The organism is Burkholderia sp. FW306-1C-G01B (genome assembly GCF_058781685.1).
Genome location: NZ_JBYSWZ010000023.1, coordinates 68,962 through 92,447 on the forward strand (window position 1 = coordinate 68,962; position 23,486 = coordinate 92,447).

The following is a 23,486-nucleotide window of genomic DNA, read 5'->3' on the forward strand; positions in this document are numbered from 1 at the left end:
GTGCCCGCAACCGCGCGCGAAGCCCGGCCGGCGGCGGCTCCCGCCGGCATCGGCGCAACGCGTCAGCCGCGTTGACGGCTTTACGTTATGCTGTCGGCCGACCCAGGCGACACCATCGGAGGGGCACATGAAACGGGGAGTCCATGCAATCGCATTCGCGGCCGTCGCGCTGGCGCTGCCGGGCGCGGCATTCGCGCTGACCGACGACTATGCGCAATACGACGAGTGCATGCTCGGCGCGCTGCGCGAAAGCCGCAACGGCGCGGCGGCCCAGCTGATCCAGCGCTCCTGCGACGCGCTGTACCGCAACAACGCGATGCTGCTGCCGCGCGAGCGGCGCTTTCACGAGTGCGTCGTGCAGTCGCTGCCGGGCGTGCGCGACAACTATGCGATCCAGCAGATCATGGCGATCTGCTCGCGGCGCGGCGACATGTAATCCGGCGTTGAACGCGGCGCACCGCGCGGCCGTCCACCGGCCGCGCCAATGAAAAAGGGCCTGCGCGCGACGCAGGCCCTTTTCGTTCAGCGGTCCGACCGGTGTGCGGCGTTCAGAACGACGCGACCATCGAGCCCTTGAACTGCTTCTTGATGAATTCCCGCACTTCCGGCGACTGGTACGCCTTGACCAGCTTCTTCACCCACGGCTGATCCTTGTCCTTCGCGCGCACGGCGATCAGGTTCGCGTACGGGCTCGTCAGCGCTTCGAGCGCGATCGCGTCCTTGGTCGGCTGCAGGTTCGCAGCCAGCGCGTAGTTCGTGTTGATCACGGCCGCGTCGACGTCCGACAGCACGCGCGGCAGTTGCGCGGCGTCGAGCTCGGAGATCTTCAGCTTCTTCGGGTTCTCGGCGATGTCGAGCACCGTCGCGTTGTTGCCGCCCGTGCCGGCGCCCGACTTCAGCTTGATCACGCCTTGCGTCTGCAGCAGCAGCAGCGCGCGGTTCTCGTTCGACGGATCGTTCGGCACCGCGAGCTTCGCGCCTTGCGGCAGGTCCTTCAGCGACTTGAACTTCTTCGAATACACGCCGATCGGCGAGATGTAGGTCAGGCCCGCGCTGACGATCTTGTAGCCGCGCTGCTTCACCTGGCTGTCGAGGTAGGGCTGGTGCTGGAAGCTGTTCGCGTCGAGGTCGCCCGAGTCGAGCGCCGCGTTCGGCTGCACGTAGTCGTTGAACTCGATGACCTTCACGTTCAGGCCTTCCTTCTCCTTCGCGACCTTCTGCACGAGCTGCCACACTTCCGCATCCGGGCCGGCGACCGTGCCGACCTTGATCACCTTGTCCTCGGCGTGCGCGCCCGCCGACAGCGTCAGCGCTGCACCGGCGGCCAGCACGGAAAATACCTTCAGGAGACTGCGACGCTTCATCTGTTTCTCGCTTTCTTGCTTACTGGAAATGGGGCGCGATACGGGTATCCCCCGACTCGCTGGAAGGGGCAAATGGTGTCACAGGATCGGCGGGAAGTGAAATACATCCCGCTCATATGGGTATGCACCGCAGCGGTGCTGGCGGCGGATGCGCGACTTGGCCGTTAGTTGCGTTTCGCCTATCGCGCATCGGCCTCGGCCGTACGCGTCACGCCACCACGGCGGCGTCGGCCGCCTTCGTGCCGAACGCGGGTTCGACCGCCCGCTCGCCGGCCCGCCGCGACGCTATGCCGCCTGCATCGCCGACCCGGAACGCGCCGACCGCGTCGCGCAGCCGCGCGGCCTGCTCCTGCAGCGACGCGGCGGCGGCCGCAGCCTCCTCGACGAGCGCCGCGTTCTGCTGCGTCACCTGGTCCATCTGCGTGACCGCGCGCCCGACCTGCGTGATGCCGCTCGCCTGCTCCTCGGACGCGGCCGCGATCTCGCCCATGATGTCGGTCACGCGCGCGACGGCCTGCAGGATCTCGCCCATCGTCGTGCCGGCCTGGCCGACCAGCGTCGAACCGTTGCGCACGCGCTCGACCGAGTCGACGATCAGCGCGCGGATCTCCTTCGCGGCCGTCGCGCTGCGCTGCGCGAGCGAGCGCACCTCGCCCGCGACCACCGCGAAGCCCCGGCCCTGCTCGCCCGCACGCGCGGCCTCGACCGCCGCGTTCAGCGCGAGGATGTTGGTCTGGAATGCGATGCCCTCGATCACGCCGATGATGTCGGCGATCTTGCGCGAGCTGTCGTCGATCTCGCCCATCGTGCCGATCACGCGGTTCACGACGTCGCTCCCCGTGCGCGCGATGTCCGACGCGTTGTTCGCGAGCCCGCTCGCCTGCCGCGCGTTGTCGGCGTTCTGCTTCACCGTCGCGGTCAGCTGCTCCATGCTCGCGGCCGTTTCCTCCAGCGACGCGGCCTGCTCCTCGGTGCGCTGCGACAGGTCGTCGTTGCCGGCCGAGATCTCCCGGCTCGCCGACGCGATCGATTCGGCCGACAGGCGAATCCCGCCGATCGTCGCCTGCAGCCGTGCCTGCATGTCGCGCATCGCGGCCATCATGCTCGTGCGGTCGCCCTCGCGCACGGGCACCGGCTGCGTCAGGTCGCCTTGCGCGATGCGCGTCGCGAGCGCGGCCGCTTCGTCGGGCTCGCCGCCGAGGCTGGCGCGCACGTTGCGGATGATCACCAGCATCGCCGTGCTGATCACGAAGCCGATCACGAACACGACCGCGAGGTGGCCGAGCAGCGTGCGGTAGTAGATGGTGTCGATGTCCTTCAGGAACACGCCGCTCGAGATGTTCCAGTCCCACGGCGCGAACCGCGTGACGTAGCTGATCTTCGGCACGGCGGTTTCGCTGTGCGGCAGCCGCCCGCGATATTCGGCGAAGCCGCTGCCGGTCGCCTTCGCGGCGTTCAGGATCGTGACGAACAGCGGCTTGCCGTCCGGATCGAGATAGTCGCCGACCTGCGTGCCGACCAGCTTCGGCAGCGTCGGATGCATCAGCACGACCGGTTTCGAGTCCATCACGAACACGTAGCCCGAATCGCCGTAGCGCATCGCGGCAAGGCTCGCGAGCGCGTCGCGCTTCGCGTCGGCCTCGGGCAGCGTGCCGCTCCGCGCGAGCGCGTGATACGCCGTCACGATGCCGGCCGCCGAGTCGACGAGATTCGCGATGCCGGCCTTGCGTTCGGCGAGCATCGTCGCGCGCGTCTCGTAGGCGCTCCAGGCGCCGACGCCCAGCAGACCGATCCATACCAGCGCAAGCGCGAGCCACAGCTTGCGGTTCAAACTCATTCTGCTCATCTGCGTGCCTTTATCGATGTCGGTGCACACGATGCGCACGAACGGCCCGCCGCGCGCAAACGGTTGCCCTTGCATTTACGGCAACGAGGCTTACAACTTGAATACGCGCCGATGCGGAACGGACGGCCCCGGCGCGACAGCCCGCATCCGCTGTGCTACAAAGACCGGCTGGCCGGCGCGCGACGCGCCGGCGCCATTCCGGGGCCATCCATGTACGTCATCGACATCCACTACACCGCATCGCTCGAGCGCATCGACGACGCGCTCGAACGCCACCGTGCGTATCTGCAGCCGCTGTTCGACAAGGGCATCTTCATCGCGGCGGGGCCGAAGGTGCCGCGCGAAGGCGGCGTGATCCTCGCGGCCCGCATCGATCGCGACGAACTCGACGCGATCCTGAAGACCGACCCGTTCGTCACCGAGGGGCTCGCGACGTATCGCGTGACGGAATTCCGGATCACGCGCGCCGCATCCGGCTTCAACGTGCCGGCGCTGCCGTAACGCGGCACCTGCGCGGCACGCGCGCGCGCCGACGCGCCGCGCGGCGGGCGGCACATGCAAACGACAACGGGAAGAGAGAAAGCGTGACGGCGCGAAACGCGCCGTCACGCGACACGCCGGGCCGGGCGCCCGGCGAATGCCGGTCAGTCGACCAGCAGCTTCAGGTCGTGGACCCACGGGCCGGGGCCCTGGCCGTCGCGCACGAACAGGCGGAGCTTGCCGTCGCGATCGAACACGTAGCTCGCGGCGGTGTGATCCATCGTGTAGCTGCCGGGCGTCTTGCCGGGCACTTTCGCGTAGTACACGCGGAAATCCTTCGTGACCTTCTTCAGCGCCGCTTCGTCGGCCGGCCGCAGGCCGATGAACGACGGATCGAACGCAGGCACGTACTGGCCGAGCAGCGCCGGCGTGTCGCGTTCCGGATCGATGGTGACGAACAGCACCTGCACGCGCTTCGCGGCATCGGGCCCGAGCTGCTTCAGCGCCTCGGACAGTTCGGCCATCGTCGTCGGGCACACGTCCGGGCAGTGCGTATAGCCGAAGAACATCACGACCGCACGGCCCTTGAAGTCGGCGAGCGTGCGCACCTTGCCGGCCGTATCGGGCAGCGAGAAGTCGTTGCCGAACTGCGTGTTGCCGGTGATGTCGAGATTCTGGAATTTCGGCGCGTTGTCGCATCCGGCGAGCAGCAGCGCTGCCGTGAATGCGCACGCGAGCATCCAGCCTTGGCGCGCGCGGCGCCCGAACCGTGATTGGAGCATTGCGTTCAAACCGTGCGGTTACACGCCGAGCAGCGGGCGTGCATAGTGATCGACGAGCAGCGCGGCGAACAGCAGCGACAGATAGACGATCGAATAGCGGAAGGCCTTGCGGGCGAGTGCGTCCGAATAGTCGCGGTAGATCTTCCACGCATACGCGAGGAACACCGCGCCGAGCAGCACCGCGCTCGTCAGGTAGACAGCCCCGCTCATCCCGGAGATGAACGGCATCAGCGTGACGGCAAACAGGATCACCGTGTACAGCAGGATGTGCAGCCGCGTGAACTTCTCGCCGTGCGTGACGGGCAGCATCGGCAGCCCCGCGCTCTCGTAATCCTTGCGGCGATAGAGCGCGAGCACCCAGAAATGCGGCGGCGTCCACACGAAGATGATCAGCACGAGGATCCACGCGTCGCCGGGCACCGCGCCGGTGACCGCGGCCCACCCGAGCGCTGGCGGCATCGCGCCCGACGCGCCGCCGATCACGATGTTCTGCGGCGTCATCGGCTTGAGCAGCAGCGTGTAGATCACCGCATAGCCGACGAACGTCGCGATCGTCAGCCACATCGTCAGCGGGTTCGTGAACGTATAGAGCGTCCACGCACCGGCGCTGCCGAGCACGGCCGAGAACACCAGGATCTGCGGCGTCGTGATCTCGCCGCGCGCGGACGGGCGCCATGCGGTACGGCGCATCATCGCGTCGATCTTCTGTTCGACGAGGCAGTTGATCGCGAATGCGGCGCCGGCCAGCAGCCAGATGCCGACCGTGCCGCCGATCAGCACATGCCACGGCACCATGCCCGGCGTCGCGAGGAACATGCCGATCACCGCGCAGAACACCGCGAGCTGCGTGACACGCGGCTTCGTCAGCGCCATGTACTGGGAAAAGCGGCTACCGGGCGATTGGGAGAGGGTGCTTTGCATGGGGGCGGTCACGCCGGGGCGGCGTCGCGCGCAGGCTGCGCGACACGGCCGGGGCGGCTTGAAAGGGTACGAAAGTTTAACATGACGACGAGCAGCAGCAGGATCGCGGCACCGCCGTTGTGCGCGACGGCGACCGGCAGCGGCCACTGCAGCACGATGTTGGTCAGGCCCGTCACGAACTGCAGCAGGACGACCAGCAGCACGCCGTTCGCGGGCCGCCGCAGCGATTCGAAGCGGCGCATCTTCAGCGCGAACGCGATCAGGTACGCGACCACGACGAACGCGAACGTGCGGTGCGTCCAGTGGATCGCGACCAGCGCGTCCTGCGTGATCGCGTCGCCGTCCTTCGTCATCCCGAGCGCGCGCCACAGGTGGAAGCCGTGCCCGAAGTCCATCGGCGGAATCCACTGGCCGTTGCAGGTCGGGAAATCGGTACACGCGAGCACCGCGTAGTTGGTGCTCACCCAGCCGCCGAGCGCGATCTGCACGACCAGCAGCACGAGCGCCACGAGCGCGGCCGCGCGATAGCGCCCGGCCTCCGGGTCGTGAGACGGCAGCGGCGTCTGCCGCGCCGCGAGCCAGCCGAGCGTGCCGAGCAGCGTGAGGCCGAGCAGCAGGTGGATCGTGACGATCACGGGCTGCAGCTTCATCGTGACCGTCCATGCGCCGAACACGCCCTGCACGACGATCAGCAGCAGCAGGCTCGTCGGCCACCACGGCGACACGTGCAGCGGACGGCGACGCAGCCGCGCGGCCCATGCGATCACGACCTGCGCGATGATCAACACGCCGATCGCCATCGCGAAATAGCGGTGGATCATCTCGATCCACGCCTTCGTCATGCTGACGGGGCCCGTCGGCATCGCCTGATGCGCGGCCGTGATCGCGGCATGCGCGATGAACGGCGACGACGTGCCGTAACAGCCGGGCCAGTCGGGGCAGCCGAGCCCCGAATCGGTCAGCCGCGTGAAGCCGCCGAACATCACCAGGTCGAGGGTCAGGAACGTGGTGATCCACACGAGCTTGCGGAACTTGTTGTCGTCGGCCTTCACCCACACGTACGACAGCGGCAGCAGCGCGATGCAGAAGCCGATCAGGCCGAGTTGCAGTAGATACGACATCGGAATGGTGCCTCGCTCTCTCGCCTTAGCCGATGCTCGACCACTTCAGCAGCTTCGTCACGTCCGACTTGATCTTGCTGGGATTCGGGTCTTTCGGGAAACGCATCATCAGGTTGCCGTTCGGGTCGACCATGTAGATGTGGTCGCTGTCCTTCGTGCCGGCGTCGGCCGGCAGCCACGCGGCCACCGCGGCCGGATCGGCGACGAGCCGGCGCGTGTCCGGATAGGCTTCCAGCACCTTCTGCGGCATCGCGCCCGCATCGCTGCGCAGCCACACCATCGTGAGCCGGTGCCGTTCGCCGGCCTGCGTGACGCGGATCTGGCGCATGAAATAGAGCTTCTTCGCGCACGCGTCGTCGCACGCGCTGCGGTCCGTCATCACGAACAGCCACACGCCGCGCAGCGACGACAGCGGCACCGTCTTGCCGGTTTCGTCGGTGACCTGCAGATCGGCCGGGATCGGCCGCTGCGGCTCGATCAGCGTGCCGTAGTTGGTCGAACCGCCCTTCGGCTTGATCACGTAATAAGTGAAGTACGACGCGAGCATCGGCGCCGCGCACACGAGACCCAGCAGCGCGAGCATCCAGCGGCCGCGCTTGCGGGCCGCCTGCGAGATCGGCGCAGCGGCCGGACCCTGACGGGAAGATTGCATGGACAAATCAGACCTCTCGAAACGAACCCGCGGCGCGTGCGCCGCGTCCTGGCATGGCGCTCACGCGCCGGCCGACTTCTTCGCCGCACGCCGCGCGGCATACAGGCCGAAGCCGAGCGCGGCCGCCGCCATGGCCCACCACTGAAACATGTAACCGTAATTGCGCTCGACGCCGGTCGTCGCCGCCGGCCAGTCGCGCACGAGCTTGTCGCCGCCGTCGCTCGTCTGCTGGATCACGAACGGCTGCAGCGGCAGCCCCGTTTCCTTCGCATACGCGGCGACGTCCAGGTTCTGCCGGATCTTCTGGTGCGCCGCCGACCCGCCTTCGCCGAGCTCGAACGCACGCGACGCGTCGGCGCGCGCGATACCCACGATCTCGACGTCGCCCGCGGGCGTCTCGAACGACTCGATCGCCGTGCGATCGGCGATGTTGCGCGGCAGCCAGCCGCGGTTGACGAGCACGACACCGCCGTCCGTGAGTTTAAACGGCATCACGACGTAAAAACCCGGCTGGTCGTTATACGGCCGATTGTCGAGAAACACCGCTTGCTCGGGCAGGAAGCGGCCCTTCGCACGCACGCGATGAAATTCGATCGACGCGAGCGGAATCGGCTGCGCGCCGACATCGACCGGCGCTGCATGCTCGTAGCGCACGATGCTCGCCTGCAGCGCTTCCTTCTGATGCGCGCGGTCGCGCTGCCAGAAACCGAGACGGATCGTGACGGCGACGACGACGAGAATCAGCAGCGCAGGCAGCCAGCGAATCTTCATCGTGCAACCCGCCGGGCACATTCGCGAAAGCGAAATGCGATAATTATCCCCTTCCTTTCGAATTGCCGTCGTCCGGTTCGCGTCATGCACATACTCGTTCCCATCGCCTTCGTCCTCATCATCGCCAGCATGGGCTCGGCGCTCTACTTCATGATGCACGACCGCGGCCACACGAAACGCATGGTCTGGTCGCTCGCCACCCGCGTCGGGCTGTCGGTCTCGCTGTTCCTGTTCATCCTGCTCGCGAACTGGATGGGCTGGATCCATTCGACCGGCCTGCCGATCGGGCGTTGACCATTTGCCGCCGCGGCCCGCTGCAACCGCTGCGACACGCTGTGACATTTAGCCGCACGGCCGCGCCACCAAGCAAAAGCGCCGCCTGACTGAGTCGCGGCGGCGCCAGGGTGGTGTCGGCTCGCAACTGCCGGGCCGACACCAATGAAAACGGCCCGCGCATTGCTGCGCGGGCCGTTTTTCCATTTACAGCCAGTAGACGACGACGTACAGGCCGAGCCAGACGACGTCGACGAAGTGCCAGTACCACGCGGCGCCTTCGAATGCGAAGTGGTGATCGGGCTTGAAGTGGCCGCGGATCATCCGCACCAGCACCACCGCGAGCATCGTGCCGCCGAGGAACACGTGGAAGCCGTGGAAGCCGGTCAGCAGGAAGAACGTCGAACCGTACACGCCCGAGTTCAGCGTCAGGTTCAGTTCGTTGTACGCGTGGAAATACTCGAAACCCTGCAGGAACAGGAAGCAGATACCGAACGCGAGCGTCGCGGCCAGCCATGCGATCGCCTTCTTGCGATGATCGTCGCGCAGCGCGTGGTGCGAGATCGTCAGCGTCACGCCCGACGACAGCAGGAACGCCGTGTTGATCGTCGGGACCGGCCACGGGCCCATCGTCTTGAAGTGGCCGGCGAGCGCGGCGGGGCCTTCGTTCGGCCACACGGCGGAGAAGTCCGGCCAGATCAGCTTGTAGTCGAGGCTGCCGAGCTGGTGCAGCGCGATTTCGCGCGCATAGAACAGCGCGCCGAAGAACGCGCCGAAGAACATGACTTCGGAGAAGATGAACCAGCTCATGCTCCAGCGGTACGACTTGTCGACGTTCTTGCCGTAATGACCGCCTTCCGATTCGGCGATCGCGTCGCCGAACCAGTGATACAGCGTGAAGAGCAACCACAGCAGGCCGAGCAGCGCCGTAAACGGCGCCCAGTCGTGACCGTTGATCCACAGCGCCACCGATCCGAGCATGACCAGCAGGCCGACGGCCGCGCTGATCGGATGCTGCGACGGATGCGGCACGAAATAGTACGGGGTCTGGTTTTGACCGCTCATGCTTGATTCTCCACTTCAGTCCAATTTGTGTACCGGAAACCGCTCCGGCTTTATTTCTTGCGCGGCGCGACCGCCACCGCTCTTTCCTGCACGCAGCGCCGCGGCGCTGCGCACTGCATTCTTTCGTGGCCGCGGGCCTCAGCCCACGACGGCACGCACGATCAGGATCAGCACGCCGATGAACACGCCGGCCGCGATCAACGCGACGATCAGCACGTGCAGCGGATTGAGCTGCGTCGCGTCGGCCTCCAGGTCGCGCCGCTTGCGCACCCCGAAGAACGACCACAGCACCGCTTTCACCGCCTGGCCGAACGACCCGCCCCGCTTGCCCTCCGTCATCGCCCCGTCTCCGTCGTCACGCATCCGGCTTCGCCGCGCCCTGCGCCGCGGTACTGCGCGTCGCCGGCGCCGGCGCGGCCGGCGTATTCAGTTCGAAGAACGTGTACGACAGCGTGATCGTCTTCACGTCCTTCGGCAGTTTCGGATCGATCACGAACACCACCGGCATCTTGCGCGACTCGTTCGCGGCCAGCGTCTGCTGCGTGAAGCAAAAGCATTCGATCTTCTTGAAGAACTCCGTCGCCTGCTTCGGCGCGTAGCTCGGAATCGCCTGCGCAACGACCGGCCGGCCCTGCCCGTTCGTCACGTCGTACACGATCGTCGTCAGCTCGCCCGGATGCACGTCGAGGCTGTTGTGCTCCGGCTTGAAACCGAGCGGGCCGCGCGCGTTCGCATCGAACTCGACCGACACCGTGCGGCTGGTGTCGACCTGCGAGTTCTTCACCTCGCGCTCGCTGACGTCGCGCTGCACCAGGTTGTTGATGCCGGTGATCTGGCAGATCGCCCGATACATCGGGATCAGCGCGAAGCCGAAACCGAACATCAGCCCGGCCACGACGAAGAGCTTCACCAGCATCGAACGATTGAACGCGCGATCGACGGCGCCCTCTTCCGGCTTCGACATACGACAACTTCCTCGCTACTGCGTCAGTTACTGCATCAGTGAGTGGACAGCCACCACTGCTTGATCACGACACCCACAAAAAAAACGGCGGCGATGACGAGCAGGATGAGGCCGAGCCGCTTGTTGCCCGCGCGAATCTGCTCGGGCGTTCGTCTTTCTTGTGGATTCCGGTTCATCTGAAACTTCGCTGAAACTTCGATTCGGCGCCCGCCGCGCCTGCCTGCGCGGCAGGCAGCGGCGGAGCGCACTGTGAATCTTATTCGACGTGCGGCGGTTGCTCGAACGTATGGAACGGAGCCGGGCTCGGCACCGTCCACTCGAGGCCCGTCGCGCCGTCCCACGGCTTGTCCGACGCCTTTTCCAGGTCGCCGCCGCCACGGTAGGCCGGCAGCGCGACCGCGAACAGGAAGTACACCTGTGCGAGGCCGAAGCCGAATGCGCCGATCGTCGCCACCTGGTTGAAGTCCGTGAACTGCGCCGGGTAGTCCGCATAGCGGCGCGGCATGCCCGCGAGGCCGACGAAGTGCATCGGGAAGAACGTCAGGTTGAAGAAGATCATCGACGCCCAGAAGTGGATCTTGCCGCGCGTCTCGTTGTACATCCAGCCCGTCCACTTCGGCGCCCAGTAGTACCAGCCCGAGAACAGCGCGAACAGCGAGCCGGCCACCAGCACGTAGTGGAAGTGCGCCACCACGAAGTAGGTGCCGTGATACTGGATGTCGAGCGGCGCCATCGCGAGCATCAGGCCCGTCAGGCCGCCGAACGTGAACACGAACAGGAAGCCGATCGCGAACAGCATCGGGGTTTCGAAGGTCATCGAGCCGCGCCACATCGTCGCGAGCCAGTTGAACACCTTCACGCCCGTCGGCACCGCGATCAGCATCGTCGCGTACATGAAGAACAGCTGGCCGGTGACCGGCATGCCCGTGGCGAACATGTGGTGCGCCCAGACCATGAACGACAGGATCGCGATCGAAGCCGTCGCGTACACCATCGAGCTATAGCCGAACAGCGTCTTGCGTGCGAACGCCGGGATCACCTGCGACACGATCCCGAACGCCGGCAGAATCATGATGTACACCTCGGGGTGGCCGAAGAACCAGAAGATGTGCTGGTACATCACCGGGTCGCCGCCGCCTGCCGCGTTGAAGAACGACGTGCCGAAGTGACGGTCGAACAGCACCATCGTGATCGCGCCTGCCAGAACCGGCATCACGGCGATCAGCAGGTAGGCCGTGATCAGCCACGTCCACGCGAACATCGGCATCTTCATCAGCGTCATGCCCGGCGCGCGCATGTTCAGGATCGTCACGACGATGTTGATCCCGCCCATGATCGACGACGCGCCCATGATGTGGACCGCGAAGATCGCGAAGTCCATGCCCGGGCCCATCTGCGTCGACAGCGGCGCGTACAGCGTCCAGCCGGCGGCCGTCGCGCCGCCCGGCGCGAAGAACGAGCCGACCAGCAGCACTGCCGCGACCGGCAGCAGCCAGAAGCTGAAGTTGTTCATCCGCGCGAACGCCATGTCGGACGCGCCGATCTGCAGCGGAATCATCCAGTTCGCAAAGCCGACGAACGCCGGCATGATCGCGCCGAACACCATGATCAGGCCGTGCATCGTCGTGAGTTCGTTGAAGAACTCCGGACGCATGATCTGCAGGCCCGGCTCGAACAGTTCGGCACGAATGCCGAGCGCCATCACGCCGCCCGACAGGAACATGATGAACGAGAACAGCAGGTACAGCGTACCGATGTCCTTGTGGTTGGTGGCGAACAGCCAGCGCCGCCAGCCATGCGGGGTTTCGTGCGCGTGGTCGTCGTGCGCGTGGTCCGCGGCTACGTCGTGCCCGATGCTAGACATGAGAATCTCCTAATGCGAATACGTCGACTAACTCAGCGACACGTCAAGCCGCCGGACCGATCTCGACACGCCGGGCTTCCTTAGCGTCAGCCCCGCCCGTGATCGTTTCCGGCTTTTTCATGATGATGTGGTCTTCCGCCACGCCTGCTGCCTTCAGCGCGTCGCGCACGGCTTGTGCGCGGTGCTTCGCCAGTTCGGCGTTCGCGTCGGCCGAGCCCGTCTTGTCGGTGAAACCCGACAGCGCGAGCTTCGCGTCCGGATGTGCCTTCGCATAGTCGGCCGCGGCGGCGATCGCCGCTTTCGCGTCGGCCGGCAGCACGCTCTTGCCCGTCTCGAAGTAGATCGTCGACAACGCGGCCGATGCCGCTGCCGACGCTGCCGCCGGTTGCTCGGCTGCGCCCGACGCGGCTTGCGCCGGTGCCGAAGCCGCTTCGGCCGGCGCCGCTGCGCCTGCCGTGTCTTCCGGCATCTTGCCGTTGCGCGCGTCAGCCACTTGCTTCGGCTGCAGCAGGTCGTTCTTGTGGTTGCCCCACGAATTACGCTCGTACGTGACGACCGATGCGATGTCGAGGTCCGACAGCGACGCCCACGACGGCATCGCGCCCTTGCCCAGCAGCACGCGCTCGACGTGGCCGGCGATCGGGCCGTTCACGATCGGGCTGCCGTCCATCGCCGGGAATGCGCCGAGGCCCTTGCCGCTCACCTGGTGGCAGGCCGCGCAGTTCGCCTTGTAGACTTCCTCGCCGTGCGCGACGAGTTCGGCCATCGTGTAGACCTTGTTCGGATCGACCGCCGCGCCGGCCAGCTTGGCCTTCTGCGCGGTGACCCACTTCGCGTAGTCGTCTTCCGACAGAACTTCGACCACGACCGGCATGTACGCGTGTTCCTTGCCGCACAGCTCGGTACAGAAACCGCGGAAGGTACCGACCTTGTCGGCCTTGAACCACGTGTCGCGCACGAAGCCGGGAATCGCATCCTGCTTCACGCCGAACGCGGGCACGTACCACGAGTGGACGACGTCGTTCGCGGTCGTGATGATGCGGATCTTCTTGTTGACCGGCACGACGAGCGGGTTGTCGACTTCCTGCAGATAGGTGTCGGTGATCGGCTTCTTGCCCATCACTTCGTCGCGCGGGGTGGTCAGCGTCGACAGGAAGCCGATGCCCTCGCCCGGGCCCTTCACGTAGTCGTAGCCCCACTTCCACTGGTAGCCGGTGACCTTGATCGTGAGATCGGCGTTGGTCGTGTCCTTCATCGCGACGACGGCCTTCGTCGCCGGCAGCGCCATCAGCACGACGATGACGAACGGCACGATCGTCCAGATGATCTCGACGGTCGTGCTTTCATGGAAATTGGCGGCCTTGTGGCCTTTGGATTTGCGGTGCGCGAAGATCGAATAGAACATCACGCCGAACACGCCGACGAAGATCACCGTACACAGGATCAGCATCATCGTGTGGAGATCGTAGAGCTCCTCGGCGATTTTCGTGACCGGCGGCTGAAAGTTGATCTCGTTGACGCGGGGGCCGCCCGGGCTATCACCGACCGCCAGGGCGGCACCGGCAAAGAGCAATCCGCTGCATGCCAGCACGCCCGTGAGGGCTCGCTTGATTGTTTTCATAGCATCCTTACCCAAAATTTCCATTCAAACCCTCCCCCGTCGCAAGCCGCCGGCCTGTTCCCGGCCGGTGCCCGCGCCTCGTCAGCCGCAGCGCCTGAGCGACATGCGCAGTTCGTCGGCGAACTGCGCACGCTTGTACTGCGCGAGATGCTGCCCGATTACGACGGTCTGCCCGCGCGATACCAGCCGAATCGGATCGCGTGGCGTCGCGCCCGGCTCGACCCGCACCCAGCGCGGGTTGAATTCGATCTGCGTGAGCCGCTCCGCATCCATCCGCTCGATCACGAGCCGGTGCGGGAACAGCCTGATGCGTTCGTAATCGACCGCATGGCGAGCATAGATCGCGAATGCGACACCCACAGCCAGCAACTCGATTCCGGTGAAGGGCATGACGAGCCAAGCCCCCCGCCACATCAGCAACGTCGCGATCACCAGCGAGAAGCCCGCGAGCGACGCGTAAAACAGCACGAACTGGCGCGGCGACGCCGAACAGTTGCGTTTCATGAGCCAGTCTTCGAGGACCGGCTCGCCGTTCGTCGTCTCCGCCAAAACCCTCGCTGCTTCCATCGCCGCCTCACGCGAATGGCATGCGATGCATGCCTGCATCGGACTCGTCGCCCCGTATTGCGGGGACCCCGGGACGACAAGCTGACGCATTATAGGCGGGTTCAATGGCATCCACAAGCAAGCGCCTATCGCCCGCCAAGCCAAGCGCGACAAGCTTTCCGGCCATTTTGGGCGCCAATTCGACCCCGCTTTGCACCGCTAATTTCGGACATAACAAAACCCCTCTTTACCGCTTTACCGATTCTTCGGACGCCCCTTTCCGATGTCCTCGATGCGCACGATCCCGTGCCCTTCGGCGGTCGTGCGCGGCACGGCCTTCCATGCGTGGCCGTAGATCACCTCGAAGGTCAGCGCAATCGTACCGTCCGCGCGCCGGCGCGCTTCCAGCGCGTCGCCGAGCGCCGCGCGAAAGCGTCGCGTCGCACGCTGCGGCGCCGCCCGCTCGAACGGATAGGCGCCCCAGCGGCGCACGTCGGCCAGCAGGGAATCGGGGGATTTGTACGTGACGGTCAGCACTTCCTGGTCCATCACGGGAATCTCGAAGCCGCTCTCGACGAGCATGTCGCCGAGGTCGTGCATGTCGACGAAATCGATCACGCGCGCGGCGGGCTGTGCGATGCCGAGCGCCGCTTCGGCATCCGTGCAGGCTGCGCGCAGCTCGCGCAGCGTGTCGGGGCCGAGCGTGCTGAACATCAGCAGCCCGTTCACGCGCAGCACGCGCTGCCATTCGGGCAGCACGGCGTCGGGGCGCGAATGCCAGTGGAGCGCGAGATTCGACCAGATCAGGTCGAACGCGCCGCCCGGGAACGGCAGCGCGGCGAAGTCGGCCTGCGCGACGCGCGGGCCGCGCTGGCCCAGCGCCCGGCCGAGCGAGGCCGGCAGCCAGCGGCGCCAGCTCGTCTGTTCGACCTCGCGCTGACCGGCCCGCGCAAGCATCGCGCCGGACAGGTCGACGCCGAATACGGGCGCTTCAGGAAAGCGCGCGCGCAGCGCCGGCAGATCGTCGCCCGGGCCGCAGCCCGCATCGAGCACGGCCGTGGGGCTCACCTTGATGTATTCGAGACGCTCGTTCATCCGCTGCGCGATCTCGCGCGGCAGGAACGCGACCGCGTCGAACGTGGCGGCACGGCGATCGAAGATCCGCCGCAGGCGCCTGGCGTCATTGGCCGGACGGCCTGTTGAAGTCGAAGCTGGGGACATGTCGGGCACACTGGCGAAGAGCCCGAAGTATACTCGCTCGCCCCGCAGGCTTCATCGAGACGGGGCCGCCAGGAGTGTTCGCAATGATCCGCAGTTCCGCTCCGCGCACGATGCGCGTCGTTTTGTCGCAGGTTCGCGCGCTGGCTGCGCGCGTCGCCGCGGTCGCGCTGCCGAATCGCTGCGCACTGTGCGGCAATTTGTCACATACCGTGATTTGCATTGCTTGCGACGCCGCGTACTGGAATGAAGCGCGGCTGCGCTGCGACGTCTGCGCGCTGCCGCTGGGCGTCGGCCAACCGCGTTCGCGCCCGCTCCGTGGCGGGCACAGCGGCGCCGGCCGCACGACCGCGTACCGGTGCGACGCGTGCCGCACCGCGATGCCGCCGTTCGATGCGACGCTAGCGCTCGCGGATTACCGTGCGCCGCTCGACGGGCTCGCGCGCGGCCTGAAGTTTCATGCGCGGCTCGCGCTCGGCGCCGAATTCGCGGCCCGGCTCGCCCGGCTCGTCGACGATACGCGCGGCACCGGCGGCTTCGACCTGGTCGCGCCGGTGCCGCTGTCGCACCGGCGGCTCGTCGCGCGCGGCTACAACCAGGCATGGGCGATCGCGCGGCCGCTCGCGCGGCGGCTCGGCGTGCCCGCGGATGCGGCGCTGCTCGCGCGCGTCGCCGACACCGCGCCGCAGTCGCGGCTCGCCCTGCGCGCGCGGCGCGACAACGTGATGTCGGCATTCGCGGTGGCCGGCGACGTCGCGGGCCGCCACGTCGCGCTCGTCGACGACGTGATGACGTCCGGCGCGACGTTCGCGGCCGCCGCGCACGCATTGAAGGCGGCAGGCGCCGCGCGCGTGACGAATCTGGTTGCGCTGCGCACCGCCAGGGATTAATTAAATAGAGAGGCCGGCCGCCTGCACGCGGCCGCGGCCGTCACGAACCGGCCGGCCGGGAACGAGCGCGCGTTGCTCCGCCCCGGCCGGCCCAGCCAAACCGAAACATGTTCAACGTCGTCCTCGTCGCTCCCGAAATTCCGCCGAACACCGGCAACGTGATCCGCCTGTGCGCCAACACCGGCGCGCACCTGCACCTGATCGAGCCGCTCGGCTTCCCGCTCGACGACGCACGGATGCGCCGCGCCGGCCTCGACTATCACGAATATGCGCAGATGCGCGTGCACCGCGACTGGGACGCCTTCGTCGCGGCCGAATCGCCCGATCCCGCGCGAATGTTCGCGTTCACGACACGCGGCTCGGGCCGCTTCCACGATCATGCGTTCCTGCCGGGCGACTGGTTCGTGTTCGGCTCGGAGACACGCGGCCTGCCCGCCGCGCTGCTCGAACGCTTCCCGAACGAACAGCGCGTGCGCCTGCCGATGCGGCCGGACAACCGCAGCCTGAACCTGTCGAACACGGTCGCGGTGGTCGTGTTCGAGGCGTGGCGCCAGGCCGGCTTCGAAGGCGGCGCATGACGCATGCGCGGCGCGGGCCGCGTCAGGCCCGCGCGAGCCGCGCGCAATACAGGTCGTGGATGTCGGGGGAAAAGCACGCGAACACCACGCGTGCGAGGCTCGGCGCCTGCGGCAGCATTTCGACGACGGTGCCGACTGCAATGTCGACGGCCTCGCCGGCCGGATAACGGTAGATGCCGCAACTGATCGCCGGAAACGCGATCGACGTCGCGGCCACCTCTTCGGCCAGCTCGATCGCGCGCCGATAGCACGATGCGAGCAGGTCGGGCTCGCCGCGATCGCCGCCGTGCCACACCGGCCCGACCGCATGGATCACGTAGCGCGCCGGCAGCCCGTGGCCGCGCGTGAGCTTCGCGTCGCCCGTCTCGCAGCCGCCGAGCGTGCGGCACTCGGCGAGCAGGCCGGGGCCGGCCGCGCGGTGGATCGCGCCGTCGACGCCGCCCCCGCCGAGCAGCGAGCCGTTCGCCGCGTTGACGATCACGTCGACATCGAGCGTCGTGATGTCGACGAGTTGCGCATCGAGCGTGGTGGAATGGATCTGCAGCATGACAACCTCCCGAAACGCCGGAGACTTGTTCAAGCGTAGTGCGCTTTGGCGCCGCGCGCTTGGCGCGACCGCGCCGGGCGGCGCCCGGCCGTGCTACTCGGCGCGCGCGTCGCGCCGCAACAGGCCGCTGACGGCGTCGCGCGGCGCGATGCCGTCGAACAGCACGCCGCACACGGCTTCGGTGATCGGCATCTCGATCGACTGCGCGTGCGCGATCGCCAGCACGGCCTGCGCGCAGCGCACGCCTTCGGCCACGTGGCCGAGCGCACCGAGGATGTCGTTCAGCGTGCGGCCGGCCGCCAGTTGCAGGCCGACCGTGCGGTTGCGCGACAGGTCGCCCGTCGCGGTGAGGATCAGGTCGCCGAGGCCCGTGAGGCCCGTGAAGGTTTCCGCACGGCCGCCGAGCGCGACGCCGAGCCGCGACATTTCGGCGAGGCCGCGCGTGATCAGCGCGGCGCGCGCGTTCAGCCCGAGGCCGAGGCCGTCGGAAATGCCGGTTGCGATCGCGAGCACGTTCTTCACCGCGCCGCCGACCTCGACGCCGACCACGTCGTCGCCCGTATAGATCCGCATCGCGCCGTGATGGAACGCGGCGAGCGTGCGCTCGCGGCATTCGGCGGACGCGCTCGCCACCGTCAGCGCGACGGGCAGCGACTGCCCGACCTCGCGCGCAAAGCTCGGCCCCGACAGCACGCCGTTGCTGCGCTGTTCGGGCAGCTCGGCCGCGATCACCTGATGCGGCAGCAGATGCGTGTCGGCCTCGAAGCCCTTGCAGACCCAGACGATGTGCGCAGGCACGCAGCCTGCGTCGTGCATCGCGTGGCACAGCGTGCGCAGGCCGGCCACAGGCGCGGCGATCACGCACAGCGCGTCGTCCGCTGCGCCATGCGCGAGCGCGGCGCCGAGATCGGCGTCGTAGCGCAATGCGTCAGGCAGCGCGATGCCGTCCAGATAGCGGGAATTTTCGTGCCGGGCCTGCAGCCCGGCGATGAGCGCGGCGTCGCGCGCCCACAGAAGCGTATCGTGCCGCGCGGCCAGATGGCCCGCGAGCGCGGTGCCCCAGGCACCGGCGCCGAGAACGGCTACTTTCATACCCAGCACCGGTCCGTGTGAAACGTCAGTTCAGCGTCGTGCCGTTCGGCGCGCCTGCGGCGCCGGCCTGCTGCTGAAGCTGCGCGAGACGCTGCTCGTACAGCGCCTGGAAGTTGATTTCCGCCAGGTGGATCGGCGGGAAGCCCGCGCGCGTGATCGCGTCGGCGATGTTCGAGCGCAGGTACGGGAACAGGATCGTCGGGCAAGCGATGCCGACCAGCGGGTCGAGCTGTTCGTCCGGAATGTTGCGAATGTCGAAAATGCCGGCCTGCTTCGCTTCGATCAGGAACGCGACCTTGTCCTTCACCTTCGCGGTGACGGTACCCGACACGACGACTTCGAACACGCTTTCCGCGAGGCGGTCGGCCTTGACGTCGACTTCGACTTCAACCGACGGCATGTCCTGCTCGAGGAAGATAGCCGGCGAATTCGGCTGCTCGAGCGACATATCCTTCAGGTAGACGCGCTGGATGTTGAAGAACGGTTGGTTTTCGACGTCGGACATGGTGTTTCCCTAAAAGTGGTGACGGAGCGGCCCGGCTTCTCGCCGGCCGCCACGGATGAATCCTGCGCGCCCGAGCCGCGGCGCAGCCGGCGGCCATTCTGCCCTAATCAGGCCGCTTGCAGAAGCGGCGCGAGCCCGCCTTCGCGGTCGAGCTTCGACAGATCGTCGTAGCCGCCGACGTGCGTGTCGCCGATATAGATCTGCGGCACCGTGCGGCGCCCCGTGCGCGTCATCATTTCCTCGCGGCGCGCCGGATCGCGGTCGATCAGCACCTTTTCGATCTGCTCGACACCGCGCAGCTTCAGCAGGCGCTCGGCCTGCATGCAATACGGACACACCTGCGTGCTGTACATCAGAACCTTGTTCACTTCGCTACTCCTTGTTTGACGACCGGCATCCCGGCCTGCTGCCAGGCAGCCACGCCGCCTTCGAGCACATGCACCTCGGCGTAGCCCGCCGCCTCGACCTCGCGCGCCGCCTTCTGCGACTGCTGGCCATTCTGGCAGACGAGCAGCACCGGCGTGCTCTTGTTCTTCGCGACCTGCGCGATCTTCGCGCCGATCTCGCCCGCCGCGACCTGACGCGCCGACGGCAGGTGGCCGGCGGCGAAATCGGACGCGGCGCGCACGTCGATCACGACCGCATTGCGGCGGTTGATGAGCTGGGTGGCCTCCGCGGCCGACAGGCCGCCGCGGCCGCGGCGCAGGGCGGGCCACGCCAGCAGGCCGCCGGATACCAGCAGGATCGCGATGAGGGCCAGGTTCGTGTAATCGGTAAAGAACGTCACGGAATTCCGCCGGAAAAAGAGAAATCGGATGAGGACAATCCCGCCATTATAAAATAACCGCCTTGCGCGATGGCGGGCCCGGGTCGGGTGCCGCGCGACGCGCACCGCTTCCTTCACTACCGACCGCAAGATCCATGTACAAACTCGTTCTCATCCGCCACGGCGAATCGACGTGGAACAAGGAAAACCGCTTCACCGGCTGGGTCGACGTCGACCTGACCGAACAGGGTCGCAACGAGGCCTACCAGGCCGGCGAATTGCTCAAGGAGGCCGGCTACACGTTCGACATCGCGTACACGTCGGTGCTCAAGCGCGCGATCCGCACGCTGTGGCACGTGCAGGACCGGATGGACCTCATGTACCTGCCGGTCGTCCACTCGTGGCGCCTGAACGAGCGCCACTACGGCGCACTGTCGGGGCTGAACAAGGCGGAAACGGCCGCGAAGTTCGGCGACGACCAGGTGCTCGTCTGGCGCCGCAGCTACGACACGCCGCCGCCCGCGCTCGAGCCGACCGACGAGCGCGCGCCGTTCAACGATCCGCGCTATGCGAAGGTGCCGCGCGAGCAACTGCCGCTCACCGAGTGCCTGAAGGACACGGTCGCGCGGGTGCTGCCGCTGTGGAACGAGTCGATCGCGCCCGCGGTCCGCGCCGGCAAGCAGGTGCTGATCGCCGCGCACGGCAACTCGCTGCGCGCGCTGATCAAGTACCTCGACGGCATCTCGGACAGCGACATCGTCGGCCTGAACATCCCGAACGGCGTGCCGCTCGTGTACGAACTCGACGAGGACCTGAAGCCGATCCAGCACTATTACCTCGGCGACCAGGACGCGATCGCGCAGGCGCAGGCCGCCGTCGCGAAGCAGGGCAAGGCGGGCTGACGCCCGTCGCGCCGGGCGTGCCGCATCCGGCGCGGCACGCCGCGCGAACCTTCGCGGCCCCGCTGCGGTCGAACCCGCTTTCGAACCCGCAGCGCGCCCGGCGGCGCCCCGCCGGGCCTGCTCCGGGCCCGGCTCATGGCACCTGTTCGCCGCTTTTCGCTGCGTTCCACTGAGTTATCGGACGAACAGTTATACTTGTCCGCTACATCCCCGCTACCGCCACGCGCTTCCCGACCGCACCAGACTCTCTATGCGAATGAAATTGAAGAACATCGGCCTGATTGCCGCGGGCCTCGCCACGGGCGTGTTCGCCACGCTGCAGATTTCCGCGTCGGCCGAGCAGACCGCCACGGCGCCGCTTCCCCTCGACCAGCTCCGCCTGTTCGCGGAAGTATTCGGCCAGATCAAGCGCGAGTACGTCGAACCGGTCGACGACAAGAAGCTGCTGACGGCGGCAATCAAGGGCATGGTGTCGAGCCTCGATCCGCACTCGTCGTTCCTCGACAAGACCGACTATGACGAGCTGCAGGAGCAGACGAAGGGCCGCTTCGCGGGTCTCGGCATCGAGATCTCGCAGGAAGACGGCCTCGTCAAGGTGATCTCGCCGATCGAGGACACCCCCGCATTCCGCGCCGGCATCCGTCCGGGCGACCTGATCACGCGCATCAACGACAAGCCGGTGCGCGGCATGACGCTCGACAAGGCCGTCAAGCAGATGCGCGGCGAGCCGGGCACCAAGGTCACGCTGACGATCTTCCGCAAGAGCGACGACCGCACGTTCCCGGTCACGGTCACGCGCGCGATCATCAGGGTCCAGAGCGTGAAGATGAAGATGCTCGACCCGGGCTACGCATATATCCGCATCACGAGCTTCCAGGAGCGCACGACGCCCGATCTCGCCGCGAAGCTGCAGGACATCGCGCGCCAGCAGCCGAACCTGAAGGGCCTGGTCCTCGACCTGCGCAACAACGGCGGCGGCCTGCTGCAGAGCGCGGTCGGCGTTGCCGGCGCGTTCCTGCCGCCCGACTCCGTCGTCGTGTCGACCAACGGCCAGATCCCCGATTCGAAGCAGGTCTACCGCGATACGTACGACAACTATCGCCTGCCGTCCTTCGACGGCGATCCGCTGAAGAACCTGCCGCCGGTCTTCAAGACCGTGCCGATGATCGTGCTGACGAACGCGTATTCGGCGTCCGCGTCGGAAATCGTCGCCGGCGCGCTGCAGGATTCGAAGCGCGCGCAGATCATGGGCAAGACGACGTTCGGCAAGGGCTCGGTGCAGACGGTCCGCCCGATGACGGCCGACACCGCGCTGCGCCTGACGACCGCGTATTACTACACGCCGAGCGGCCGCTCGATCCAGAACAAGGGCATCGCGCCCGACGTGCCGGTCGATCAGTACGCGGACGGCGATCCGGACGACGTGCTCGTGACGCGCGAGGTCGACTACACGAACCACCTCGCGAACACGCAGGACCCGAACGAGAAGAAGGAACAGGAAGAGCGCGAGCAGCGCCGGATGGATCAACTGCGCGTCCTCGAAGAGCAGAACGACAAGAAGACGCCGGAGCAACGCCAGAAGGATCGCGATCGCAAGCCGATCGAGTTCGGCAGCGCCGACGACTTCATGATGCAGCAGGCGCTCAACAAGCTCGAGGGCAAGACCGTCCAGGAATCGAAGTCGCTGCTCGCCGAGAGCACGACGAAGAGCCCGGCCGGCAAGGCTGCCGCGGTCTCGAAGGCATCGGGCGCGGGCGCGAAGCCGGCCGCACCGAAGCCCGCGTCGGCGCCGAAGTAAGCGCCGGCCGGCATCCGACGGGCCATCGCGGGAAGACCGCGATGGCCCGTTTTTCATGTGCGCCTAGAATACGCAGATACGCCCGCGCCACCGGCGGCGGCATGCTTCGCCCGATCTCCCCATGAACGACGATCAACTCCTTCGCTACTCCCGCCACATCCTCGTCGATGAAATCGGCATCGAGGCGCAGCAGCGCTTTCTCGACGCGCACGCGATCGTCGTCGGCGCGGGCGGCCTCGGCTCGCCTGCCGCGATGTACCTCGCGGCATCGGGAGTCGGCACGATCACGCTCGTCGACGCCGATACCGTCGACCTCACGAACCTGCAGCGGCAGATCCTGCACGTGACGGCATCGGTCGGCCGCGCCAAGGTCGAATCGGGGCGCGACGCGCTCGCGCAACTGAACCCCGAGGTGAAGGTGAACGCGGTCGCGGAGCGCGTCGACGACGCGTGGCTCGACGCGCACGTGCCGGCCGCGACCGTCGTGCTCGACTGCACCGACAACTTCGCGACGCGGCATGCGATCAACCGCGCGTGCGTCGCGCACGGCGTGCCGCTCGTGTCGGGCGCCGCGCTGCGCTTCGACGGCCAGATCAGCACGTTCGATTTCCGTGATGCAACTGCACCCTGCTATGCGTGCGTGTTTCCGGAAGACCAGCCGTTCGAGGAAGTCGCGTGCGCGACGATGGGCGTGTTCGCGCCGACGGTCGGGATCATCGGCGCGATGCAGGCCGCCGAAGCGCTGCGCGTGATCGGCGAAATCGGCACGACGCTCAACGGGCGGCTGATGATGCTCGATTCGCTGCGGATGGAATGGACGACGATGAAAATCGCGCGCCAGGCCGACTGCCCCGTGTGCGGGGGCCGGCACTGACGCGCGTCGGACGCATGCGCCGGCCGGCGCATGCACGACACTTCAC

Annotated in this window: 28 protein-coding genes; 8 read left to right on the top strand and 20 right to left on the bottom strand. The window is 67.1% G+C overall.

From position 1 onward, the window contains the following. The first annotated feature begins 127 nt into the window (after window positions 1-127). Window positions 128-436 carry a VF_A0006 family four-cysteine protein gene (locus AC3WLY_RS33175; RefSeq protein ID WP_310135259.1) on the top strand — a complete coding sequence of 103 codons (309 nt, stop codon included), beginning with the start codon at window positions 128-130 and terminating at the stop codon, window positions 434-436. 112 nt (window positions 437-548) lie between these two features. On the opposite strand, the gene AC3WLY_RS33180 is transcribed toward AC3WLY_RS33175, so the two are convergent. Together AC3WLY_RS33180 and AC3WLY_RS33185 are read right to left on the bottom strand one after the other, a co-directional pair. Beyond that, on the bottom strand, window positions 549-1,364 hold the full coding sequence (locus AC3WLY_RS33180) for a MetQ/NlpA family ABC transporter substrate-binding protein (RefSeq protein WP_034179096.1): 816 nt from the start codon (window positions 1,362-1,364) through the stop codon (window positions 549-551). 208 nt (window positions 1,365-1,572) lie between these two features. Further along, on the bottom strand, window positions 1,573-3,210 hold the full coding sequence (locus AC3WLY_RS33185; RefSeq protein WP_492309240.1) for a methyl-accepting chemotaxis protein: 1,638 nt from the start codon (window positions 3,208-3,210) through the stop codon (window positions 1,573-1,575). Between the two features lie 210 nt (window positions 3,211-3,420). Here AC3WLY_RS33185 and AC3WLY_RS33190 point away from each other — a divergent pair, with 210 nt between their 5' ends. Further along, entirely contained in the window at window positions 3,421-3,711 is a 291-nt protein-coding gene (locus AC3WLY_RS33190) for a YciI family protein (protein ID WP_034179097.1), read from the top strand. A 143-nt stretch (window positions 3,712-3,854) separates the two neighbouring features. Here the strand turns inward: AC3WLY_RS33190 and AC3WLY_RS33195 are convergent, their stop codons facing one another. From AC3WLY_RS33195 to AC3WLY_RS33215, 5 genes are read right to left on the bottom strand one after another with little or no spacing between them, the layout of a single operon-like run. Further along, window positions 3,855-4,472, bottom strand: a complete 618-nt coding sequence (locus AC3WLY_RS33195; protein ID WP_175963622.1) for an SCO family protein — start codon at window positions 4,470-4,472, stop codon at window positions 3,855-3,857. Between the two features lie 18 nt (window positions 4,473-4,490). Beyond that, on the bottom strand, window positions 4,491-5,393 hold the full coding sequence (cyoE, locus tag AC3WLY_RS33200; protein ID WP_072437272.1) for a heme o synthase: 903 nt from the start codon (window positions 5,391-5,393) through the stop codon (window positions 4,491-4,493). A gap of 8 nt (window positions 5,394-5,401) precedes the next feature. Next, window positions 5,402-6,514, bottom strand: coding sequence for a COX15/CtaA family protein (locus tag AC3WLY_RS33205; protein WP_492309239.1), 1,113 nt, complete (start codon window positions 6,512-6,514; stop codon window positions 5,402-5,404). Window positions 6,515-6,539: 25 nt separating this feature from the next. Next, window positions 6,540-7,166: an SCO family protein gene (locus AC3WLY_RS33210; protein WP_175963620.1), complete on the bottom strand. Its 627-nt coding sequence runs from the start codon at window positions 7,164-7,166 to the stop codon at window positions 6,540-6,542. A 60-nt stretch (window positions 7,167-7,226) separates the two neighbouring features. Continuing rightward, window positions 7,227-7,937 (bottom strand): SURF1 family protein, encoded by a 711-nt coding sequence (locus tag AC3WLY_RS33215; protein ID WP_244137429.1) that lies wholly within the window; start codon window positions 7,935-7,937, stop codon window positions 7,227-7,229. A gap of 84 nt (window positions 7,938-8,021) precedes the next feature. On the opposite strand from AC3WLY_RS33215, the gene AC3WLY_RS33220 reads away from it, so the two are divergent. Then, a complete protein-coding gene (locus AC3WLY_RS33220; RefSeq protein ID WP_034179103.1) occupies window positions 8,022-8,231 on the top strand; it encodes a twin transmembrane helix small protein in 210 nt (69 codons plus the stop codon). A gap of 186 nt (window positions 8,232-8,417) precedes the next feature. On the opposite strand, the gene AC3WLY_RS33225 is transcribed toward AC3WLY_RS33220, so the two are convergent. The 8 genes from AC3WLY_RS33225 to AC3WLY_RS33260 form a co-directional block, all read right to left on the bottom strand. Then, on the bottom strand, window positions 8,418-9,275 hold the full coding sequence (locus tag AC3WLY_RS33225; RefSeq protein WP_072437276.1) for a cytochrome c oxidase subunit 3: 858 nt from the start codon (window positions 9,273-9,275) through the stop codon (window positions 8,418-8,420). Between the two features lie 138 nt (window positions 9,276-9,413). After that, entirely contained in the window at window positions 9,414-9,614 is a 201-nt protein-coding gene (locus AC3WLY_RS33230) for a DUF2970 domain-containing protein (RefSeq protein WP_047899090.1), read from the bottom strand. A gap of 16 nt (window positions 9,615-9,630) precedes the next feature. Beyond that, entirely contained in the window at window positions 9,631-10,239 is a 609-nt protein-coding gene (locus tag AC3WLY_RS33235) for a cytochrome c oxidase assembly protein (protein ID WP_072437278.1), read from the bottom strand. Window positions 10,240-10,274: 35 nt separating this feature from the next. Then, on the bottom strand, window positions 10,275-10,415 hold the full coding sequence (locus AC3WLY_RS33240) for a cytochrome oxidase small assembly protein (RefSeq protein WP_006760728.1): 141 nt from the start codon (window positions 10,413-10,415) through the stop codon (window positions 10,275-10,277). 80 nt (window positions 10,416-10,495) lie between these two features. Continuing rightward, window positions 10,496-12,103: a cytochrome c oxidase subunit I gene (ctaD, locus tag AC3WLY_RS33245; RefSeq protein ID WP_072437279.1), complete on the bottom strand. Its 1,608-nt coding sequence runs from the start codon at window positions 12,101-12,103 to the stop codon at window positions 10,496-10,498. A gap of 43 nt (window positions 12,104-12,146) precedes the next feature. After that, a complete protein-coding gene (coxB, locus tag AC3WLY_RS33250; RefSeq protein WP_175963618.1) occupies window positions 12,147-13,748 on the bottom strand; it encodes a cytochrome c oxidase subunit II in 1,602 nt (533 codons plus the stop codon). Between the two features lie 57 nt (window positions 13,749-13,805). Then, a complete protein-coding gene (locus AC3WLY_RS33255) occupies window positions 13,806-14,330 on the bottom strand; it encodes a DUF2244 domain-containing protein (protein WP_051983603.1) in 525 nt (174 codons plus the stop codon). Window positions 14,331-14,525: 195 nt separating this feature from the next. Then, window positions 14,526-15,491: a methyltransferase domain-containing protein gene (locus AC3WLY_RS33260; protein WP_072437281.1), complete on the bottom strand. Its 966-nt coding sequence runs from the start codon at window positions 15,489-15,491 to the stop codon at window positions 14,526-14,528. Window positions 15,492-15,574: 83 nt separating this feature from the next. Between AC3WLY_RS33260 and AC3WLY_RS33265 the strand changes: the two genes are divergently transcribed. Both AC3WLY_RS33265 and trmL read left to right on the top strand, forming a co-directional pair. Further along, window positions 15,575-16,378 (top strand): ComF family protein, encoded by an 804-nt coding sequence (locus AC3WLY_RS33265; protein WP_492332749.1) that lies wholly within the window; start codon window positions 15,575-15,577, stop codon window positions 16,376-16,378. Window positions 16,379-16,485: 107 nt separating this feature from the next. After that, window positions 16,486-16,956 (top strand): tRNA (uridine(34)/cytosine(34)/5-carboxymethylaminomethyluridine(34)-2'-O)-methyltransferase TrmL, encoded by a 471-nt coding sequence (trmL, locus tag AC3WLY_RS33270; protein ID WP_034179112.1) that lies wholly within the window; start codon window positions 16,486-16,488, stop codon window positions 16,954-16,956. Between the two features lie 22 nt (window positions 16,957-16,978). On the opposite strand, the gene AC3WLY_RS33275 is transcribed toward trmL, so the two are convergent. From AC3WLY_RS33275 to AC3WLY_RS33295, 5 genes are all read right to left on the bottom strand, one after another. Then, window positions 16,979-17,503 (bottom strand): O-acetyl-ADP-ribose deacetylase, encoded by a 525-nt coding sequence (locus AC3WLY_RS33275; protein WP_175963616.1) that lies wholly within the window; start codon window positions 17,501-17,503, stop codon window positions 16,979-16,981. A gap of 93 nt (window positions 17,504-17,596) precedes the next feature. After that, the gene (locus AC3WLY_RS33280; protein ID WP_152862606.1) at window positions 17,597-18,595 is read right to left on the bottom strand and encodes an NAD(P)H-dependent glycerol-3-phosphate dehydrogenase; all 999 of its coding nucleotides are present in this window, start codon (window positions 18,593-18,595) and stop codon (window positions 17,597-17,599) included. A 25-nt stretch (window positions 18,596-18,620) separates the two neighbouring features. Then, complete coding sequence (secB, locus tag AC3WLY_RS33285) at window positions 18,621-19,100, bottom strand: protein-export chaperone SecB (RefSeq protein ID WP_034179115.1); 480 nt, start codon at window positions 19,098-19,100, stop codon at window positions 18,621-18,623. Window positions 19,101-19,207: 107 nt separating this feature from the next. Then, on the bottom strand, window positions 19,208-19,468 hold the full coding sequence (grxC, locus tag AC3WLY_RS33290) for a glutaredoxin 3 (RefSeq protein ID WP_034179116.1): 261 nt from the start codon (window positions 19,466-19,468) through the stop codon (window positions 19,208-19,210). Continuing rightward, window positions 19,465-19,887, bottom strand: a complete 423-nt coding sequence (locus AC3WLY_RS33295) for a rhodanese-like domain-containing protein (RefSeq protein WP_034179117.1) — start codon at window positions 19,885-19,887, stop codon at window positions 19,465-19,467. The genes grxC and AC3WLY_RS33295 overlap by 4 nt, the downstream gene beginning before the upstream one ends. A 134-nt stretch (window positions 19,888-20,021) precedes the next feature. Between AC3WLY_RS33295 and gpmA the strand changes: the two genes are divergently transcribed. The 3 genes from gpmA to AC3WLY_RS33310 all read left to right on the top strand — a co-directional run bounded on the left by gpmA (window position 20,022) and on the right by AC3WLY_RS33310 (window position 23,440). Then, entirely contained in the window at window positions 20,022-20,768 is a 747-nt protein-coding gene (gpmA, locus tag AC3WLY_RS33300) for a 2,3-diphosphoglycerate-dependent phosphoglycerate mutase (protein WP_175963615.1), read from the top strand. Window positions 20,769-21,018: 250 nt separating this feature from the next. Beyond that, entirely contained in the window at window positions 21,019-22,566 is a 1,548-nt protein-coding gene (locus tag AC3WLY_RS33305) for a S41 family peptidase (RefSeq protein ID WP_492310872.1), read from the top strand. A 121-nt stretch (window positions 22,567-22,687) separates the two neighbouring features. Further along, complete coding sequence (locus tag AC3WLY_RS33310; protein ID WP_072437288.1) at window positions 22,688-23,440, top strand: HesA/MoeB/ThiF family protein; 753 nt, start codon at window positions 22,688-22,690, stop codon at window positions 23,438-23,440. The last annotated feature ends 46 nt before the right edge of the window (window positions 23,441-23,486 follow it).

Excerpts from the sequence above, each read along its gene's own strand:
- AC3WLY_RS33175 (WP_310135259.1), top strand. The coding sequence starts at position 128 with ATGAAACGGGGAGTCCATGCAATCGCATTCGCGGCCGTCGCGCTGGCG.
- AC3WLY_RS33180 (WP_034179096.1), bottom strand. The coding sequence starts at position 1,364 with ATGAAGCGTCGCAGTCTCCTGAAGGTATTTTCCGTGCTGGCCGCCGGT.
- AC3WLY_RS33185 (WP_492309240.1), bottom strand. The coding sequence starts at position 3,210 with ATGAGCAGAATGAGTTTGAACCGCAAGCTGTGGCTCGCGCTTGCGCTG.
- AC3WLY_RS33190 (WP_034179097.1), top strand. The coding sequence starts at position 3,421 with ATGTACGTCATCGACATCCACTACACCGCATCGCTCGAGCGCATCGAC.
- AC3WLY_RS33195 (WP_175963622.1), bottom strand. The coding sequence starts at position 4,472 with ATGCTCCAATCACGGTTCGGGCGCCGCGCGCGCCAAGGCTGGATGCTC.
- cyoE (WP_072437272.1), bottom strand. The coding sequence starts at position 5,393 with ATGCAAAGCACCCTCTCCCAATCGCCCGGTAGCCGCTTTTCCCAGTAC.
- AC3WLY_RS33205 (WP_492309239.1), bottom strand. The coding sequence starts at position 6,514 with ATGTCGTATCTACTGCAACTCGGCCTGATCGGCTTCTGCATCGCGCTG.
- AC3WLY_RS33210 (WP_175963620.1), bottom strand. The coding sequence starts at position 7,166 with ATGCAATCTTCCCGTCAGGGTCCGGCCGCTGCGCCGATCTCGCAGGCG.
- AC3WLY_RS33215 (WP_244137429.1), bottom strand. The coding sequence starts at position 7,937 with ATGAAGATTCGCTGGCTGCCTGCGCTGCTGATTCTCGTCGTCGTCGCC.
- AC3WLY_RS33220 (WP_034179103.1), top strand. The coding sequence starts at position 8,022 with ATGCACATACTCGTTCCCATCGCCTTCGTCCTCATCATCGCCAGCATG.
- AC3WLY_RS33225 (WP_072437276.1), bottom strand. The coding sequence starts at position 9,275 with ATGAGCGGTCAAAACCAGACCCCGTACTATTTCGTGCCGCATCCGTCG.
- AC3WLY_RS33230 (WP_047899090.1), bottom strand. The coding sequence starts at position 9,614 with ATGACGGAGGGCAAGCGGGGCGGGTCGTTCGGCCAGGCGGTGAAAGCG.
- AC3WLY_RS33235 (WP_072437278.1), bottom strand. The coding sequence starts at position 10,239 with ATGTCGAAGCCGGAAGAGGGCGCCGTCGATCGCGCGTTCAATCGTTCG.
- AC3WLY_RS33240 (WP_006760728.1), bottom strand. The coding sequence starts at position 10,415 with ATGAACCGGAATCCACAAGAAAGACGAACGCCCGAGCAGATTCGCGCG.
- ctaD (WP_072437279.1), bottom strand. The coding sequence starts at position 12,103 with ATGTCTAGCATCGGGCACGACGTAGCCGCGGACCACGCGCACGACGAC.
- coxB (WP_175963618.1), bottom strand. The coding sequence starts at position 13,748 with ATGGAAATTTTGGGTAAGGATGCTATGAAAACAATCAAGCGAGCCCTC.
- AC3WLY_RS33255 (WP_051983603.1), bottom strand. The coding sequence starts at position 14,330 with ATGCAGGCATGCATCGCATGCCATTCGCGTGAGGCGGCGATGGAAGCA.
- AC3WLY_RS33260 (WP_072437281.1), bottom strand. The coding sequence starts at position 15,491 with ATGTCCCCAGCTTCGACTTCAACAGGCCGTCCGGCCAATGACGCCAGG.
- AC3WLY_RS33265 (WP_492332749.1), top strand. The coding sequence starts at position 15,575 with ATGATCCGCAGTTCCGCTCCGCGCACGATGCGCGTCGTTTTGTCGCAG.
- trmL (WP_034179112.1), top strand. The coding sequence starts at position 16,486 with ATGTTCAACGTCGTCCTCGTCGCTCCCGAAATTCCGCCGAACACCGGC.
- AC3WLY_RS33275 (WP_175963616.1), bottom strand. The coding sequence starts at position 17,503 with ATGCTGCAGATCCATTCCACCACGCTCGATGCGCAACTCGTCGACATC.
- AC3WLY_RS33280 (WP_152862606.1), bottom strand. The coding sequence starts at position 18,595 with ATGAAAGTAGCCGTTCTCGGCGCCGGTGCCTGGGGCACCGCGCTCGCG.
- secB (WP_034179115.1), bottom strand. The coding sequence starts at position 19,100 with ATGTCCGACGTCGAAAACCAACCGTTCTTCAACATCCAGCGCGTCTAC.
- gpmA (WP_175963615.1), top strand. The coding sequence starts at position 20,022 with ATGTACAAACTCGTTCTCATCCGCCACGGCGAATCGACGTGGAACAAG.
- AC3WLY_RS33305 (WP_492310872.1), top strand. The coding sequence starts at position 21,019 with ATGCGAATGAAATTGAAGAACATCGGCCTGATTGCCGCGGGCCTCGCC.
- AC3WLY_RS33310 (WP_072437288.1), top strand. The coding sequence starts at position 22,688 with ATGAACGACGATCAACTCCTTCGCTACTCCCGCCACATCCTCGTCGAT.